The organism is Amycolatopsis anabasis (assembly GCF_009765355.1).
GTDB classification, from domain to species: domain Bacteria; phylum Actinomycetota; class Actinomycetes; order Mycobacteriales; family Pseudonocardiaceae; genus Amycolatopsis; species Amycolatopsis anabasis.
In genome coordinates this window covers 1-15,262 of record NZ_VTHK01000024.1, presented here as the reverse complement: position 1 = coordinate 15,262, position 15,262 = coordinate 1, and the positions used below count along the sequence as shown (strand labels likewise).

The 15,262-nt window shown below is 71.7% G+C and carries 19 protein-coding genes; 8 read left to right on the top strand and 11 right to left on the bottom strand.

Annotated elements, in window-relative coordinates:
• Nucleotides 1-128: 128 nt before the first annotated feature.
• Both FXO23_RS28135 and FXO23_RS28130 read left to right on the top strand, forming a co-directional pair.
• On the top strand, nucleotides 129-728 hold the full coding sequence (locus FXO23_RS28135) for a TMEM165/GDT1 family protein (protein WP_158888479.1): 600 nt from the start codon (nucleotides 129-131) through the stop codon (nucleotides 726-728).
• 233 nt (nucleotides 729-961) lie between these two features.
• Nucleotides 962-1,567 (top strand): DUF998 domain-containing protein, encoded by a 606-nt coding sequence (locus FXO23_RS28130; protein WP_158888586.1) that lies wholly within the window; start codon nucleotides 962-964, stop codon nucleotides 1,565-1,567.
• On the opposite strand, the gene FXO23_RS28125 is transcribed toward FXO23_RS28130, so the two are convergent.
• Together FXO23_RS28125 and FXO23_RS28120 are read right to left on the bottom strand one after the other, a co-directional pair.
• A complete protein-coding gene (locus FXO23_RS28125) occupies nucleotides 1,548-2,180 on the bottom strand; it encodes an IclR family transcriptional regulator (RefSeq protein WP_158888478.1) in 633 nt (210 codons plus the stop codon). The genes FXO23_RS28130 and FXO23_RS28125 overlap by 20 nt on opposite strands.
• Nucleotides 2,177-3,031, bottom strand: coding sequence for a hypothetical protein (locus tag FXO23_RS28120; protein ID WP_281356617.1), 855 nt, complete (start codon nucleotides 3,029-3,031; stop codon nucleotides 2,177-2,179). The genes FXO23_RS28125 and FXO23_RS28120 overlap by 4 nt, the downstream gene beginning before the upstream one ends.
• Nucleotides 3,032-3,126: 95 nt before the next feature.
• On the opposite strand from FXO23_RS28120, the gene FXO23_RS28115 reads away from it, so the two are divergent.
• The gene (locus tag FXO23_RS28115; protein ID WP_158888477.1) at nucleotides 3,127-4,299 is read left to right on the top strand and encodes a homogentisate 1,2-dioxygenase; all 1,173 of its coding nucleotides are present in this window, start codon (nucleotides 3,127-3,129) and stop codon (nucleotides 4,297-4,299) included.
• A 1-nt stretch (nucleotide 4,300) separates the two neighbouring features.
• Here the strand turns inward: FXO23_RS28115 and FXO23_RS28110 are convergent, their stop codons facing one another.
• Entirely contained in the window at nucleotides 4,301-4,930 is a 630-nt protein-coding gene (locus tag FXO23_RS28110) for a LysE family translocator (RefSeq protein ID WP_158888476.1), read from the bottom strand.
• Nucleotides 4,931-5,047: 117 nt separating this feature from the next.
• On the opposite strand from FXO23_RS28110, the gene FXO23_RS28105 reads away from it, so the two are divergent.
• The gene (locus FXO23_RS28105) at nucleotides 5,048-5,833 is read left to right on the top strand and encodes a DUF2470 domain-containing protein (RefSeq protein ID WP_158888475.1); all 786 of its coding nucleotides are present in this window, start codon (nucleotides 5,048-5,050) and stop codon (nucleotides 5,831-5,833) included.
• Here the strand turns inward: FXO23_RS28105 and FXO23_RS28100 are convergent.
• Complete coding sequence (locus FXO23_RS28100; RefSeq protein ID WP_158888474.1) at nucleotides 5,830-6,291, bottom strand: PPOX class F420-dependent oxidoreductase; 462 nt, start codon at nucleotides 6,289-6,291, stop codon at nucleotides 5,830-5,832. The two genes, FXO23_RS28105 and FXO23_RS28100, sit on opposite strands and share 4 nt — an antisense overlap.
• 77 nt (nucleotides 6,292-6,368) lie before the next feature.
• Between FXO23_RS28100 and FXO23_RS28095 the strand changes: the two genes are divergently transcribed.
• Nucleotides 6,369-7,127, top strand: coding sequence for a CPBP family intramembrane glutamic endopeptidase (locus tag FXO23_RS28095; RefSeq protein WP_158888584.1), 759 nt, complete (start codon nucleotides 6,369-6,371; stop codon nucleotides 7,125-7,127).
• Nucleotides 7,128-7,131: 4 nt separating this feature from the next.
• Here the strand turns inward: FXO23_RS28095 and FXO23_RS28090 are convergent, their stop codons facing one another.
• On the bottom strand, nucleotides 7,132-7,668 hold the full coding sequence (locus FXO23_RS28090; RefSeq protein WP_179956896.1) for a DM13 domain-containing protein: 537 nt from the start codon (nucleotides 7,666-7,668) through the stop codon (nucleotides 7,132-7,134).
• Between the two features lie 140 nt (nucleotides 7,669-7,808).
• Here FXO23_RS28090 and FXO23_RS28085 point away from each other — a divergent pair, with 140 nt between their 5' ends.
• Both FXO23_RS28085 and FXO23_RS28080 read left to right on the top strand, forming a co-directional pair.
• The gene (locus FXO23_RS28085) at nucleotides 7,809-8,993 is read left to right on the top strand and encodes an arginine deiminase (protein ID WP_179956900.1); all 1,185 of its coding nucleotides are present in this window, start codon (nucleotides 7,809-7,811) and stop codon (nucleotides 8,991-8,993) included.
• 189 nt (nucleotides 8,994-9,182) lie between these two features.
• Nucleotides 9,183-9,734 (top strand): ferritin, encoded by a 552-nt coding sequence (locus tag FXO23_RS28080; RefSeq protein WP_158888472.1) that lies wholly within the window; start codon nucleotides 9,183-9,185, stop codon nucleotides 9,732-9,734.
• 68 nt (nucleotides 9,735-9,802) lie between these two features.
• Here the strand turns inward: FXO23_RS28080 and FXO23_RS28075 are convergent, their stop codons facing one another.
• The 4 genes from FXO23_RS28075 to FXO23_RS28060 form a co-directional block, all read right to left on the bottom strand.
• A complete protein-coding gene (locus tag FXO23_RS28075) occupies nucleotides 9,803-10,645 on the bottom strand; it encodes a hypothetical protein (protein ID WP_158888471.1) in 843 nt (280 codons plus the stop codon).
• Nucleotides 10,632-11,153 carry a SigE family RNA polymerase sigma factor gene (locus tag FXO23_RS28070; protein WP_158888470.1) on the bottom strand — a complete coding sequence of 174 codons (522 nt, stop codon included), beginning with the start codon at nucleotides 11,151-11,153 and terminating at the stop codon, nucleotides 10,632-10,634. Before FXO23_RS28070 ends, FXO23_RS28075 begins: the two co-directional genes overlap by 14 nt.
• A 200-nt stretch (nucleotides 11,154-11,353) precedes the next feature.
• On the bottom strand, nucleotides 11,354-11,707 hold the full coding sequence (locus FXO23_RS28065; protein WP_158888469.1) for a DUF952 domain-containing protein: 354 nt from the start codon (nucleotides 11,705-11,707) through the stop codon (nucleotides 11,354-11,356).
• A 3-nt stretch (nucleotides 11,708-11,710) separates the two neighbouring features.
• Entirely contained in the window at nucleotides 11,711-12,586 is an 876-nt protein-coding gene (locus FXO23_RS28060) for a DUF5926 family protein (protein WP_158888468.1), read from the bottom strand.
• A 98-nt stretch (nucleotides 12,587-12,684) separates the two neighbouring features.
• On the opposite strand from FXO23_RS28060, the gene FXO23_RS28055 reads away from it, so the two are divergent.
• Nucleotides 12,685-13,845 carry a cytochrome P450 gene (locus tag FXO23_RS28055; RefSeq protein ID WP_158888467.1) on the top strand — a complete coding sequence of 387 codons (1,161 nt, stop codon included), beginning with the start codon at nucleotides 12,685-12,687 and terminating at the stop codon, nucleotides 13,843-13,845.
• On the opposite strand, the gene FXO23_RS28050 is transcribed toward FXO23_RS28055, so the two are convergent.
• Both FXO23_RS28050 and FXO23_RS28045 read right to left on the bottom strand, forming a co-directional pair.
• Nucleotides 13,834-14,796 carry a DUF4328 domain-containing protein gene (locus tag FXO23_RS28050; protein WP_158888466.1) on the bottom strand — a complete coding sequence of 321 codons (963 nt, stop codon included), beginning with the start codon at nucleotides 14,794-14,796 and terminating at the stop codon, nucleotides 13,834-13,836. The two genes, FXO23_RS28055 and FXO23_RS28050, sit on opposite strands and share 12 nt — an antisense overlap.
• Before the next feature lie 4 nt (nucleotides 14,797-14,800).
• Nucleotides 14,801-15,154, bottom strand: coding sequence for a rhodanese-like domain-containing protein (locus tag FXO23_RS28045; RefSeq protein WP_158888465.1), 354 nt, complete (start codon nucleotides 15,152-15,154; stop codon nucleotides 14,801-14,803).
• Nucleotides 15,155-15,262: the final 108 nt, after the last annotated feature.

Below are 15,262 nucleotides of genomic sequence, written 5' to 3'. Positions count from 1 at the left end.
AAACAAATATACGCCGTCGCACGAATTGATGCGCTCCTCGGCCAAAACCCTCGATTCGCATTTCCCATCTCCTTGGCTTTTCCGATAGCCACCTTTACCGTTGCGGTGAAAGGGGTGGAGAAATTCCGATGTCTTCCGCGCTGTGGGCGTTCGCGGCCTCGTTCGGGCTGATTCTGGCCGTCGAACTGCCGGACAAGACGCTGGTCGCGACCCTGGTCCTGACCACCAGATTTCGCGGCTGGCCGGTTTTCGCCGGGGTGTGCGCGGCCTTCGTCGTGCAATGCGTGATCGCGGTCGCGTTCGGCAGCGTGCTCACCATGTTGCCGGAGACGCTGGTTTCCCTGGTGGTCGCGGCGATGTTCGGCATCGGCGCGTTCATGTTGCTGCGCGAGGGATTTTCCCCGGACGCGGACGGCGGCGAGGACGCGTCCCGGATCGGGCCGGCCCCGGTGTCTTTCCTGCGCTCGGCGCTGACCTCGTTCGGCGTGCTTTTCGCCGCCGAATGGGGCGACGCGTCCCAGCTCGCCACCGCGGGCCTGACCGCGCGGTACGGGCAACCGCTCGCCGTCGGCCTCGGCGCCCTCACCGCGCTGGTCGGCGTCGCGGGCATCGCGGTGATCATCGGCCAGAAGGTGCGCAGCCGGATCCGGCCGAAGATCATCCAGCGCGTGGCCGGTTTCGTGTTCGCCGGGTTCACCCTGTTCGCGCTCTGGGGCGCGCTGGCCTAGTCGATCAGCCGCAGGTCAAGCCCGGGTGAAGGCGGTTTGCGTTATCGGGGCGTAATCGGCAATCCTGGCTGACGTCCAGATGAGGGCAAGGCGAACCAGCGGTGACGCCGAGGTTGCCTTGCCCTCATCCGCTGTCCGGGGGAACCGCAGAGGAGCTCGCGCTGAACGCCTTGCCGACCGTCGTGCGCCCCGGCCCGGCCGCCGCCGCCCACGGCAGACTCGCGATCGCCGGAATGGTCGTCGCCGTGGCCATCTCCGCCGATCTGCACCTGCGCCTCGCGGACCAGATCAGCCCGATCACGCAAACGCTGAGCGAGTACGTCTACGGGCACCTCGCCCCCGCCGAGTCGGCGGCGCCGCTGTTCGGCGCGATGTGCCTGGCGCTCGCCCTCGGTTCGGTGGCGCTGCTCGCCGGGATCGCCAAGGCCCGGCGCGGTTCGCTGCCGGTGCTCGCCCTGCTCGGCCTGTGGTCGGCGGGCCTGCTGATGTGCGCCCTGTTCCCGGTCGACCCGCCCGGCGCCGCCCGTTCGGTGAGCGGCGACCTGCACAACTACTCGGCGCTCGCCGCCTTCCTCGCGCTGCCCGCCGCGGCGTGGCTGCTCACCCGCAAGTCCAACCCCCGCTGCCCCTGGCAGCCGCGGCGCACGGTGATCCGGGTGCTCGCGGTCGCCAGCCTCGCCGGGCTCGCCGTGGTGCTCACCGGCTTCTGCTGGGTCCTCGCCACCGCACCGCATCCGGTGGAGGTGTCGCTCGGGTTGTTCGAACGCGCGCTGTTCGCCATCGACCTGGCGCTCCTGCTGTCCATGGTGCGCCCACTGCTCAGCGCAGCACCTCGGTGAGCGCGGTGGCCGCGGCCACCACCCGCGGCCCGATCTCCTCCGGGTTCAGCGGATCCAGCGAAACCACCCCGACGCTCGCGCGCAGTCCCGGCACCCCGCGCACCGGCGCGGCGACCCCGGACGCGCCCGCCTGCAGTTCCCCCCGCGTCGACACCCAGGTCCGGCCGCCCTGGCGCAGGGTCATCGCCTTGCCCGCCGCCCCTTGCGAAAGCGGATGCCGGGTGCCGACCCGGTAGGCCACGTGGAAGTTCGTCCAGGACGGCTCGACCACGGCGACCGCCTGCGCGTGATCGCCCTCCGCCACCGACAGGTGCGCGGTCGCCCCGACCTGCTCCGCCAGCTCGCGCAGCACCGGATGCGCCGCCTGGCGCAGCTGCGGCAGCACCTGACCGGCCAGCCGGAGCACCCCGACGCCGAGCCGGACCTTGCTGCCGTCGCGCCACACCAGCCCGCGTTCGGACAGCGGCACCAGCAGCCGGTACACCGCCGCGCGGCTGGCCCCGATCTTCGCCGCGAGCTCGGAGATCGTCGCGGCCTCACCCCCGGCGTCGGCCACCGCCTGCAACAGGGCCAGGCCCCGGTCCAGGGTCAGCGAACCTTCGCGGCTCGTCACAGGAGGCGCAGCTCCTCAAGATCCTTCACCGGCTCGGAGAACGTGGCCACCGCGTAGGACGCGAACAACGACCGGACCGCCTTCGCGGCCGGTTCGCCCAGTTCCCGCGCCTCCTGGGCGAGCGCCTCGCCGTCGGTCGACTCCAGGGCCTCGCGCACGTCCCGCCCGGACAGGCAGCGCGCGACCGCCACCAGCAGGTTCAGGAAACCGTGGTGGGTGAAGCCGGACTCCGGATCGGTGTGCCGGACCGCGCGGTGCAGGCTGTTCGTCGCCTTGAAGGAAGCCCCGGAGAACCCGCTCACCACGGCCAGGAAATCGGCCACCTCGTCCACGCTCGGGAAGTTCTCGCTGGACAGCCCGCCGCAGCGGATCTTCGGCCAGCTCCCGTGCTCGATCACCTTGCGCACACCGTCGAGCCAGCCGACCCCGCGGCGCGGCTCCACGACCCGCACCACGTCCTCGGGCACGAACTCGGAGACCCGTTCCAGCCACACCTCGTCCACGTCCGAGGGCGCGGGCATCTCCACCATCCGCAGCGCGAGCAGTTCGTCGCGCGATTCGACGATCGAGATGGCCTTCGGGACCCCGCCGAGGCCGGTGTCGATGATCAGTGACAGCGGCAGCGGCTCCTTCGGCTTCATCTTGATCAACTCGGTGATCAGCTCCGGCAATCGCGAAGCCTGGCAGAGGAAGACCCCCAGCACACCGGAGTGGTCACCGCCCCGGGTTTCGAAGTGCGCCCGCAGCGCTTCGGGCATCGTCGCGTCGCCGGGCGGGAAGAGCGCCGAGTCGTCGACGAGCCGCGCGAACAGGGGAGGAATTCCTCGGGGGCCGGGGGGAGTGAGTTCCACAGCGCTTGACACGACTGACACGCTAGTAGCGTACGACATGAGGACAAACTTGTCCGCTAAACGGACACCGGAATCGCGATCGCAGGGAGGGTCGAATGCCGTACTACCGCCAGGTAGGCGAGATCCCGCACAAGCGGCACACCCAGTTCCGCTCGCCGCAGGGCAGTCTCTACGCCGAGGAGCTGATGGGCGTCGAGGGCTTCTCCGCGGACTCCGCGCTGCTCTACCACCGCAACCTCCCGACGGCGATCGTCGACGCGGTCGCCGTGCCGGACGAGCGCGGGCCGCTGCAGCCGAACCACCCGCTCAAACCGCGGCACTTCCGCACCCAGGACCTCAAGTTCCCACCCGACGCGGACGCGGTGACCGACCGGCGGCGGCTGTTCGGCAACGCCGACGTGACCATCGGGTTCGCGGTCGCCACCACGCCGAGCCCGCTGTACCGCAACGCGGCCGGGGACGAGCTGCTCTACGTGCAGGGCGGCACCGGCATGGTCGAGACGGTGTACGGCGCGCTCGAGGTCGGCGACGGCGACTACGTGGTCATCCCGACCTCGTGCACGTACCGGGTGGTCCCGAACGGCGAGATGCGCTTGTACATCCTGGAGGCGCGCGGGCACATCGGGCCGCCGAAGCGGTACCTGTCGGACAAGGGCCAGTTCCTGGAGCACTCGCCGTACTGCGAACGCGACCAGCGCGGGCCGACCGAACCGCTGCTCGCCGAGGGCGAGGACGTCGAGGTCCTGGTGCGCCACCGCGCCGGGCTGACCCGCTACACCTACGCCCACCACCCGTTCGACGTGGTCGGCTGGGACGGCTGCCTGTACCCATGGGCGTTCAACATCGACGACTTCGAACCGATCACCGGGCGCGTGCACCAGCCGCCGCCGGTACACCAGACGTTCGAGGGCCCGAACTTCGTGGTCTGCTCGTTCTGCCCGCGCAAGGTCGACTACCACCCGGACTCCATCCCGGTGCCCTACAACCACGCCAACGTCGACTCGGACGAGCTGATGTTCTACGTGCGCGGGAACTACGAGGCGCGCAAGGGTTCCGGTATCGGCATCGGCTCGCTCTCGCTGCACCCCTCCGGTTTCACGCACGGCCCGCAGCCGGGCGCGGCCGAGGCGTCGATCGGCGCGGAGTTCTTCGACGAGACCGCGGTCATGGTGGACACCTTCGCGCCGCTGGACCTCGGCGAGGCCGCGGACGCCGCGGAGGACCCGGGGTACGCGTGGACCTGGTCCGGCCGGGGCCCGGGCAGCTGAGTCAGGGCCGGGTCTCCCACGCGAGCCGCACGCCGAGGGCCACCAGCAGCGTGCCGGTGGCGGCGTCGATCGCCCGGCGGACCCGGCGCACGCTGAGGATCCGGCGCATCGCGCCCACGACGTTCGCGACGAACAGGAACCACAGCGCGGTGCACAGCACGGGCACCGCGGAGATCAGCACGGTGTCGCCGGCGGTCGGGGCCGCCGGGAGGAACTGCGGCAGCAGCGCCACGAAGAACACCGCGCATTTGGGGTTGAGCACGTTGCACAGCAACCCTTCGCGGAACGCCCGCGACGCGCCGGTTTCGGTGGCGAGCGGGGCGAGGTCGTGCGCCTCGCCCCGGCGGGCGGCCAGCAACGCCCTGACGCCGAGGAAGATCAGGTAGGCGGCGCCGACCAGTTTCACCACCAGGAACGCGGTGGCCGAGGCGGCGAGCAGTCCGGCCAGCCCGAACGCGGCGACCACCGACCAGACGAAGATCCCGGCGGTGATGCCGAGCGCGGTGGCCATCCCGGCCTGCCGCCCGGACAGCGCGGAATGCCGCAGCACCACGGCGAAATCCGGCCCGGGCGACATCGCGCCGAGCAGTACCACCCCACCGAACGGAAGAAGCTGTCCCCAGGCCGTCATGCCTCCCAGCTAACCACGGGAAACGACATGGGCGAGCGGGATGCTGCCACGCCGCCGAGACGATCCTTCCCAACCCCCGCGAAGGCAGGTTAGGCTCACCTAACTAGGAGGTGAGCCGTGACCGAGACATCCACCCGCCGCCCGCCCGCGCCGAACCCGGCCGAACGCGCGAAGACGATCGCCACCCGGAGCGGTCCCGCGACGTTGATGCCCGCCGTCGAACGCACACGCGGGGAGGCCGAACGCGTCGTGCCGGTGCTGCACCACGTGCACCCCAGCGGCAGCGTGAGCGTGCTGCTCCCGGACGAGCACCCGCTGGCCGCTTCGGCGCGGGATACCGGCCGGGGCGAACTGGCGGTGATGTTCGAGCTGACCGATCAGGCGCCGGTCGCGTTGCGCGAACCGATCCGCGGGCTGCTGTGGATCACCGGCTGGCTGCGCCCGCTCAACGAGGTATCCGCGCGGGCGCGGGCGGTGTCGATCGCCGAGGCCCGCCCCGATCCGCGGCTGCTGGACGTCGGCCACGGGGTGACCGTGCTGCGGCTGACCCCCGCCTCCCTGGTGCTCGCCGATGCCGAGGGCACGCATTCGCTGCGGCCGCACATGTTCAGCGCGGCGACCCCGGACCCGTTCCACGACTACGAGGCCGAATGGCTGCGGCACCTGGAAACCGACCACGCGGACGTGGTCGAGCGGCTCGCCCGGCACCTCCCGCCGCAGCTGCGCGAGGGCCGCATTCGCCCGCTCGGGCTGGACCGCTGCGGCCTCCGGCTCCGCGTCGAGGCCGACGGCGGCGACCACGACGTGCGGCTCGCGTTCTCCCGCTCGGTGGCGAACCCGCCGCAGCTCGCCGTGGAGCTGCGCAAACTGGTCGGCTGCCCGTTCTTCGCCGAAACCGCCTAGGCGAGTTCGGGTGGGAACCCGCCGGTGGCGATCGGGCCCCAGCGCTCGATCGTCACCCGGATCAGGCACTTCCCCTGGTCGCGCATGGCCTGGCGGTACTCGTCCCAGTCCGGGTGCTCGCCGGAGATCGCGCGGAAGTACTCGACCAGGGGCTCCAGGGCACCGGGCAGGTCGAGGACCTCGGCCGACCCGTCCACCTGGACCCAGGGCCCGTTCCACTCGTCCGACAGCACGCAGACCGACGCCCGGCCGTCCCGGCGGAGGTTGCGCACCTTCGCGCGCCGGGGGTAGGTCGCGATCACGATCCGGCCCTCGGCGTCCACCCCGCTGGTCACCGGGGACAGCTGCGGGGCGCCGTCCGCGCGGGTGGCCATCAGGATCGCGTGGTGGCGGGGCCGGAGGAACTCGACGAGCTCGGACCGGCCGACCCGGTCGTTGGTGGCGATGCTGCGTGGCATGGTCGCGAAGGTAACGTGCGCACGTGCCCACCCCCGCGCGTACCTGGCTGAACCCGCCGCGCCCGGACACGCCCGAGATGCTCGGCGATCCGGCGCGGCGCCGCCGGATCACGATCGAACTGGTCATCGTCTTCGCGATCACGCTCGGCCTGTCCGGCGCGCGCAGCCTGCTGTCCCTGATCGATTCGCTGCTGCGCCCCGAACCGCTGAACCAGCAGCAGGTGGCGATCAACGTCCCGCAGGCCGCCGCCGATCTGATCGATCTGCTCAAGCAGCTGCTCGGCGCGGTGCAGCTGGTCGGCTGGGGCGCGCTCGGCGCCTACCTGCTCTACAGCGGCGGGATGCGCCTGGCGGCGATCGGCCTGGACCGCACCCGGCCCGGCCGGGACCTGCGCTGGGGCCTCGGGCTGACCGCGCTGATCGGCATCCCCGGGCTGGCACTGTACTTCATCGGCTGGAAACTCGGGTTCAACCTCGCCGTCCAACCGTCCACTTTGGACGACACCTGGTGGCGGCCGATCAGCCTGACGCTGTCCGCGTTCGGCAACGCCTTCGCCGAGGAGGTCCTCGTCGTCGGCTACCTGATCACCCGGCTGCGGCAGCTCGGCTTCCGCGAGAACGCGTCGCTGTTCGCGGCCGCCGTGCTGCGCGGTTCCTACCACCTGTACCAGGGGCTCGGCGGGTTCGTCGGGAACCTGGTGATGGGCCTGGTGTTCGGCCGCGTCTGGCAGCGCACCACCCGGCTGTGGCCGCTGATCGTCGCGCACACCCTGCTCGACGTCGTCGCCTTCGTCGGCTACGCCCTGCTCCGCGGCCGGGTCGCCTGGCTGCCGTGACCGGTCACAGCGTCAACGCCGCGGAGCCGAACGCCACGTTGAACCGGTCGCACCAGATGACCACGCTGCGCAGGCCGGGCAGCGACGCGTCCGGCGGGATCGCGTAGTTCTGGTTGCCGTCGGTGGCCTTGATCTTGCCGAGTTTCACCGCGCGGCCGTCGTCGTAGGTTCCCCAGCCACCGCCCGCCGCCTGATCGGTGAGCCAGACGTGCACGTCCGGACCGTCCGAGGTGGCGAAGTCCTCCAGCCGCAGCACCCGCGATCCGTCGCCGAGTTCGAGCACCCGCGCCCGGCCCCGGGTTTCGTGTTCCTGGCTGACGAACGCCCCGCCCGCCAGTTCCCGGGGAGCCGCGGGCGGCGCACTCGTGCCCACGCTCGCGCTGCTGCTCGGCGCCGCCGGAGCCGCGGCGGGCAGGGCCTCGTCGACCGCGCTGCGGGTGAACGCCCGCCACGGTTCGAACAGCACCAGCGCCGCCACGGCCACCACCGCCGCGACCGCCAGTACCGCTTGCACCCACCTCCGGCGCAACAGACCGCGCATCGCCCGTTCCTTTCGTTCGTTCCCGCCCGTTCGGAGTTCTCATCCGATCCAACGCCACGCCGACTCATTTCGGGGGCACCCACGGGCTTACCGAGTCATTACGCTCGACCACCGTGATCAGTGAATCCGCCACCCCGAGGGTGGACAGCGAGGTCGGACCGCTGCGCGCGGTGCTGCTGCACCGCCCCGGCGCCGAGCTGAAGCGGCTCACCCCGCGCAACAACGACCAGCTGCTCTTCGACTCGATCCCGTGGGTCGGCCGGGCGCAGGAGGAGCACGACGCGTTCGCCGAGGTCCTGCGCGGCCGCGGGGTCGAGGTGCTGCTGCTCGCCGACGTCCTGCGCACCGCGCTGGAGGATCCGCGGGCGCACGCGGCCGGGGTGCACGCGGCGGTCGACGACCGGCGGCTCGGCACGGACCTCGCCGATTCGCTGCGGTCCCACCTGTCCGGGGTGGCCGCGGGCGGGCTCGCCGAGGTGCTGATGTCCGGGATGACGTTCGAGGAACTGCCCGCCGCCGAGGGCGCCTCGCTGGTGCGCAAGATGAACCACCCGCACGATTTCGCCGTCGATCCGCTGCCGAACCTGCTGTTCACCCGGGACTCCTCGGCCTGGATCGCGGACCGGGTGGCGATCTCCTCGCTCACCATGCCCGCGCGGCGGCGGGAGACCGCGCTGCTGGACCTGATCTACGCCTACCACCCGCGGTTCCGGCAGGCCGCCCGCGCGTACGGCGCGCATTCGGCGCCGATCGAGGGCGGTGACGTGATGCTGCTGGCGCCCGGGGTGCTGGCGGTCGGCGTCGGCGAGCGGACCACCGCCGCCGGGGCGGAATCCCTGGCGCGTTCGGTGTTCGCCGACGACATCGCGCACACCGTGCTGGCCGTGCCGATCGAGCAGACCCGCGCCACCATGCACCTGGACACCGTGTGCACCATGGTCGGCTCGGACGCGGTGGTGATGTACCCGCTGGCCCGGGATTCGCTGGTCGCGTACACGATGCGGCCCGACGGCGACGGCTCGGTGCGGGTGGACGGGCCCGCGCCCTTCCTCGCCGCGGCGGCCGAGGCGATGGGCATCGAGCGGCTGCGGGTGATCGACACCGGGCTGGATCCGGTCACCGCCGAACGCGAGCAGTGGGACGACGGCAACAACACCCTGGCGCTCGCGCCCGGGGTGGTCGTCGGCTACGAGCGCAACGTGGAGACGAACGCCCGGCTCGAGGAGGCGGGGATCGAGGTGCTGCCGATCGCGGGCTCGGAACTCGGGTCCGGCCGGGGCGGGCCGCGCTGCATGTCCTGCCCGATCGTGCGCGATTCGGTCTGACACCAATTGGCAAGGCTTGCCTAACAAAGAAACGGGAACCAAAGAAAGGCTTGCCTAATCCCTTTCCGATTCTTAGGTAAGCCTCATCGAAATAAGCATTACCTAGCCAAGGAAATGCTACACAAATAGGTGACAGATCACCAGGTCGGAAGTAGAAAAATGCACCCGATTACGCGTATCTTTTAGCTTATGGTCACGAAGAAATCAGAACCCCGCTCGAAGTTCTACGAGCTGCTGCAGGCGCAGGTGCACAACGAGTTCAACGCGTCGCAGCAGTACATCGCGCTGGCGGTGTGGTTCGACAACGAGGACCTCCCTCAGTTGGCGAAGCACTTCTACAAGCAGTCGATCGAGGAGCGCAACCACGCGCTCGCCCTGGTCCAGTACCTGATGGACACCGATCACCACGTGGAAATCCCGGGCACCGGCGAGGTGCGCAACGATTTCTCCGATCCGGCCCAGCTGGTCGAGCTCGCGCTCGAGCAGGAGAAGGAGGTCGCGTCGGACATCAAGACGCTCGCCAAGGCCGCCCGCGCCGAGGACGACTACCAGGCCGAGCAGTTCATGCAGTGGTTCCTGAAGGAACAGGTGGAAGAGATTTCCCAGATGTCCACCCTGCTCAACGTGGTCAAGCGCGCCAAGGGGAACATGTTCGACGTCGAGCAGTTCCTGCACCGCGAAACGGTCGGCGACGGCGGGGACGACCCGACGATGCCGCCGGTCGCCGGTGGCGCGCTGTAAATACTCGCGCGACCGAAGAACCCGGGCTCTCCCCCTGGAGCAGCCCGGGTTCTTCGCGTATTGCGGGGTTATCCCACGCAGTCCTGGTTGACTTGCCGCAGCGCGACGGAACTGACCTTCTGGCCCGCGTCGAGGCCGAAGTAATAGCTGCCGATCGAGCCCGCCGGAGCGGTGAGCCCGGCGCCCGAGGCCTCGCTCGCCCCGGGATAGACCTGAAACACATCGGCCTTGGACGAGCCCTTGCCGATCCGCTCCGGGGTGTGCGCGGCGACCGACGGGATGATGCTGACGACGCCGAGGCTGGCCGAAACGACGACCTGCCCGGTGCTCGGCACCGGCCCCCCGCTGAAGCTGTACGACTGGCATTCGCCCCCGGAGCTGTCGCCGCGCAACGTGATGCCCTGCGCGGTGACCTCGTCGGCGGTCATCGCCAGCTTCAGCTTGCCGTAGCCGTCCGGGCCGAGCTGCGGGCCGGTGAGCACCGGCGGCACCCCGTTGGCCCGCTGCGACGAGGTCGGCGGGGACGGCTGGCTCGTCCCCGACGAACCGGGGGCCGGGTTCATCGGGGGGATGCTCCCGCTGTTGGCCGCGCTCGGCGGCAGGCTGGTGCCGACGATCGACGGCGGCGGCGCGGCGATCGACGGGGCCGAGGCGGTGGTGGAGCTCGCGTCGGCGGCCTGTTGCAGCGCGGGCTCCCCGCCGCGCAGCTGGTGGAACACCACCCCGCCCGCGACCAGGACGACCGCGGTGGCCACGCCACCGGCCGTGGTCAGCATCGCCCGGCGCCGCCGGAGGCGCTGCGCGCCGGCGACGATGGCGTCCCCGGCGCCCGCACGCGGCAGGACGCCGAGCCGCTCGTCGTCGAACAGCCTGCGCAGCTCGGCATCGAGCTCGTCGTCACTGGAACTCAAGCCCATCCCTCCCTCCGGCTTCCTCGACAGCCGGGGTCATCTTGACCCGAAGCGAGGCGATGGCCTTGCTCGCCTGGCTCTTGACGGTGCCCTGGCTGACGCCCAGGGCCTCCGCGATCTCGGCTTCGGACAATCCTTCGTAGTAACGCAGCACGATCACGGCTCGTTGCCTCGGCGGCAGATCGCGTAACGCCTGCCACAACGGCTCGTGTTCGAACGGGTCCGGCGGCGTGACCGGCTGCGACTCCGGGATCTCCGCGACCAGGTTCTCCTTGCGCACCCGCCGCCAGCGGCTGATGTGCGCGTTCGCCATCGACCGCCGGATGTAGGCGAGCGGGTCGCCGGTCTTGCGCTGCACGTGGGTCCAGCGCGAGCCGATCTTCTCCAGCACGGTCTGGACCAGGTCGGCGGCGTCGTGCGGGTTGCCGGTCAGGGCGTGCCCGTAGCGGAGCAGGCCCGGCAGGCTGGCCTCCACGAACTCACCGAAGTCCGTGAGTTCGCCGGGCACCGCCTGTTCCCTCCCTCGGCGTGCAGTGACCATCCAGTCCTCTCCCCCCGGAATGACTGGCACGACTGTGGTCACCGTAACGCCTCCCTTCCCCGACGACACAGCACCGCCCTGTGCAGAACGCATCAACAGCCCCCCAGGTTGTCCCCCGCCGATAACTCGTTCGGAGGACGCCTCGGGGTGGGGTCAGTTGCCCGCGGTTACCGATTCGCGATGGCGTCCGGGAGCGTGAAGGCGCCGTCGGGGCCGGGCGGGAAGGCGTGCACGGCGGTGACCGCGGCGTGCGCGATCGGGCCGTACACGTGCGGGAACCAGATCCCGGCGGGGTGCGGGGGCACCCCGGGTTCCCAGCGCAGCGGGGCCATGAGGCGGTCCGGGTCGACGCACAGCAGGACCAGGTTGGTGCGCCCGGCGTAGAGCGCGTTCGCGGGCAGGTGCGCGGTCCCCGGATCGGAGCAGTGGATGAACCCGGCCTCGTCCAGCGAGGGCGCCCGGTACTCCCCGCCGGCGGGCACCGCCGCCCAGTCCGCGGCCGCGCAGATGTGCAGGATCATGCGTCAGCGCAGGGTGAGCTGGCGGCCGATCAGGCCGTCGCGGGACCGTCGTTCGGCGGCGGTCAGCGGTTCGGAGTCGAGCGAGGCGAGGGCGGTCTCCAGCCGGGCGCCGAGTTCCTTGGCGGGGTCCTCCCATTCGCGCGCGTGCGCCTCCGGGTCGAGGTCCCAGACCGGCACCAGCAGACCGTGCGCGCGGAAGGACCCGGCGTAGCGGGACCCCTCGCCGAGCCCGAGTTCACCGGCGGCCGACAACCGGGCCAGCGCCTGGAGCAGCAGGTTCTCCGGTTCGCGGCGGACCCAGCGCAGATGCGCCTTCTCCCCGGCGTCGACCCAGTAGGCGCCCTGCCCGAGGCGTTCGGTCGGCATGATCGCCGCGTTGGCGCGTTCCAGGGACATCGCCACGTCGCCGCTGGCCTCGGTGTCCTCGGGCAGCCACCAGGAGAAGTCGGCGTGCAGGGTCACGTCGAGTTCGGCGCCGGCGACCAGGAGGTCCTGCAGCCGCTCCCCCTCGGCGGGCGGGCTGGTGGTGTCCGGCGCGGACAGCACGTCACCGGGTTTGGCCTCGAGCGCCCAGCACACCGATCGGCCGAGGTCCCGGCTGATGTCCGAGGAGCGCGTCTGCACCTGCATGCCGACGAACACCTCCCCGTCGGTCCGCACGAACGCGGCCGCCGCCATCGGCAGCACGGTGCCCAGCGTGACCGTCTTCTCCGGACTGTCCACAAGGGACAGTTGCGCGGTCGCGGACGGCACGAACTCGCGCAGGGCGATCAGCTCGGGCTCCGCGGCCAGACCTTCGAACGGCTGGGCCACGAAGACGTCGCGCACCTTCGGCGCCTTGTCCTTCTTGGGACCCTTCTTCCGCGCACCCTTGCCCACGTCGGCCTCCTCAGTCGTACTCGGCCGCAGACGCTACCGAACACCGCGGCGGGATTCGCGGCCGGTGTTCGCGTGCCCCGGGCGGCTAGGCTCGCGGTGTGTTCGATCCTGGTGATCCGGAGTTCCTCGCCGATCCGTATCCCGCGTTCGCCCGGCTGCGGGCCACCGGGGAGGTGCACTGGCACGAGGGGCTGGGGCTGGCGGTCGCCGTGTCGCACGCGGCGGCTTCGGCGGTGTTGCGGCACCGGGACCTCGGGCGGATCTGGACCGACGCGAGCCCGGCCGAGCGGTTCACCTCGTTCAACCTGCTGCACCGGAACTCGTTGCTGGAGAACGAACCTCCGGAGCACACCCGGCTGCGGCGGTCGATCGCGGGGGCGTTCGCGCGGGGTCATGTCGAGCGGTTGCGGCCGCGGGTGGCGGAACTGGCCCGGGACCTGGTGGACGAGCTGGCCGGGCGGATCGACGCGGACGGGTCGGCGGATCTGCTCGAGCACCTGGCGCAGCCGCTGCCGGTGGCGGTGATCGCGGAACTGCTGGAGGTGCCGGAGGCGGATCGGGCATCGCTGGTCCCCTGGTCGAACGCGATCGTCAAGATGTACGAGTACGGCCTCCCGCTGGAGGGGCAGCTCGCGGCCGAGCAAGCGGCCGCCGAGTTCGCCGGTTACCTGCGGGAACTGGCCGCGAACACGCGCGAGGGGTTGCTCGCCGATCTCGCCGACGCCGGGCTCGGGCCGGACGAGGTGGTGGCCACCGGGGTGCTGCTGCTGATGGCCGGGCACGAGGCGACGGTCAACGTGCTCGGCAACGGGGTGCACGCGCTGCTCGGCCAGCCCGCGCAGTGGCGGCGGCTGGTCGGCGACCGCGCGTTGCTGGAACCGGCCGTCGAGGAGCTCATCCGGTACGACTCGCCGCTGCAGTTGTTCGAACGCACGGCCACCGCCGACGTGGACATCGCCGGGTACCGGGTCGCGGCGGGCACGAAGATCGGCGCGCTGCTCGGCGCCGCGGCCCGGGATCCCGCGGTGTTCGCCGAACCGGACACCCTCGACATCGGGCGCGCGCCGAACCAGCACCTCGGGTTCGGCGCCGGGATCCACTACTGCGTCGGCGCGCCGCTGGCCCGGATCGAGGTCGCGGCGGCGCTCGGCGCGCTGGCCGATCGGCTGCCCGGGTTGTCCGCGGCGGGCGCGCCGGAGCGGCGGCCCGAGTTCGTCATCCGCGGCCTGCGCACCCTGCCGGTCGGCTCAGCGGGCTGACCCCGCGGGGCGGGCCGGGCGGAGGGCCGGGTCCGGGGCGCCGGTGACCTTGAGGACCCGCCAGGACCGCAGCCGCTGCTGGTCGACCGGGGCGAGCAGTTCGGTCAGCCGCCGCACCACCAGCGCGCTCGCGGCGGCCAGCCCGGCCGCGGCGAAGTCGGTCAGCGCGTGCAGCACCACGCCGTCGGCCAGGGCCTGCGTGCCGTCGCGGAACAGCCACCAGATCGCCACCACCAGCAGCACCCAGTTGGCCACCCAGGCCGCCCACCACCAGCGCACCAGCCGGGACGGCCGCGGCCGCCGGTCGGCGGGGCGGCGCAGCACCGTGTGTTCCAGCTCGGCGAGGATCGAACCGCTCAGCACCAGGTTGAGCCCGGGCACCAGCACGCCGACCAGCACCTGCCGGCTCGACCGGGCCGGAACCTGACCCGCCTCGTCGGCGGCCGCCGCCCGGGCGACGAACAGCCACCACAGCGCGGATGCCGTCGCGATCAACGCGAACGCGCAGGTCAGCAGCGACGCGGTGATCACCAGCGCGTCGGAGACGCCGACCACGTCGGTGTCCAGGGCCGAGGTGCGGCTCCGCACCAGCAGCGCGTACCGCCAGACCTCCGCGCCCCCGGAGATCACCGCGAGCGCGGTCAGCACCCACAGCACGGCGACCGCGTTGCGGGCGAGCAGCCGCACGCGTTGCACCGCGCGCGGCTCGTCGGACGCGGTGCCCGGTACCGCGGTCGGGAACCGCCAGGTCAGGTTCGGAAAACCCCAGCGCGGCGGAACCGGGTAGGACGGCGGCCCGAGGTAGCGCTCGACCGGGATCGCCCGGCGCGGCGGGTTCACCCCCGGTGGAATGCTCGCCACCCAGCGCACCCGGTGCCGGGCACGCGGCGGCCCGGCCACCCGCGGTCCCGGCGCGGGCGGCCTCGGCGCCTGGTAGTGGCCCGGGTGCATGCGGCTAGAGGATCTCCGGATCGGCGCCCGGCCGGTCACCGACGACGGGCCGCCCCTCGGTGAGCCAGGACTTCATGCCACCGGCCACGTTGACCGCGTCCCAGCCGCTCGCGTTCAGCCACGCGGCGGCGCGGGCGGACCGGCCGCCGGTGCGGCACACCACGTAGATCGGCTGGTCGTCGGGCAGTTCGGCCAGTTCGTCGACCCGGGCGGGCAGCTCACCGAGCGGGATGTGCACCGCGCCGGGCGCGTGCCCGGCCGCCCACTCGTCGTCCTCGCGGACGTCGAGCAGGGTCAGGGCGGCGTCCTGCGGCAGGTCGCGGACCGACGCCGTGGGGAGTTCTGCGGGGTTCACCACCCCTTCATCGTCGCATGTCCGGCCGTGGGACGCGTGTGAGCCAGGGCTCGGTCAGTGGGTGGTGGCTTTTTCGGCTCCGGCTCCGGTGAGGGAGCGGACTTCCATTTC

What these genes read in the sequence shown, in the direction of transcription:
- FXO23_RS28110 (WP_158888476.1), bottom strand. Translation starts at nt 4,930, where the DNA reads ATGACGGCCTGGGGACAGCTTCTTCCGTTCGGTGGGGTGGTACTGCTC.
- FXO23_RS28130 (WP_158888586.1), top strand. Translation starts at nt 962, where the DNA reads ATGGTCGTCGCCGTGGCCATCTCCGCCGATCTGCACCTGCGCCTCGCG.
- FXO23_RS28135 (WP_158888479.1), top strand. Translation starts at nt 129, where the DNA reads ATGTCTTCCGCGCTGTGGGCGTTCGCGGCCTCGTTCGGGCTGATTCTG.
- FXO23_RS28065 (WP_158888469.1), bottom strand. Translation starts at nt 11,707, where the DNA reads ATGATCCTGCACATCTGCGCGGCCGCGGACTGGGCGGCGGTGCCCGCC.
- FXO23_RS28100 (WP_158888474.1), bottom strand. Translation starts at nt 6,291, where the DNA reads ATGCCACGCAGCATCGCCACCAACGACCGGGTCGGCCGGTCCGAGCTC.
- FXO23_RS28095 (WP_158888584.1), top strand. Translation starts at nt 6,369, where the DNA reads ATGCTCGGCGATCCGGCGCGGCGCCGCCGGATCACGATCGAACTGGTC.
- FXO23_RS28090 (WP_179956896.1), bottom strand. Translation starts at nt 7,668, where the DNA reads ATGCGCGGTCTGTTGCGCCGGAGGTGGGTGCAAGCGGTACTGGCGGTC.
- FXO23_RS28115 (WP_158888477.1), top strand. Translation starts at nt 3,127, where the DNA reads ATGCCGTACTACCGCCAGGTAGGCGAGATCCCGCACAAGCGGCACACC.
- FXO23_RS28080 (WP_158888472.1), top strand. Translation starts at nt 9,183, where the DNA reads ATGGTCACGAAGAAATCAGAACCCCGCTCGAAGTTCTACGAGCTGCTG.
- FXO23_RS28050 (WP_158888466.1), bottom strand. Translation starts at nt 14,796, where the DNA reads ATGCACCCGGGCCACTACCAGGCGCCGAGGCCGCCCGCGCCGGGACCG.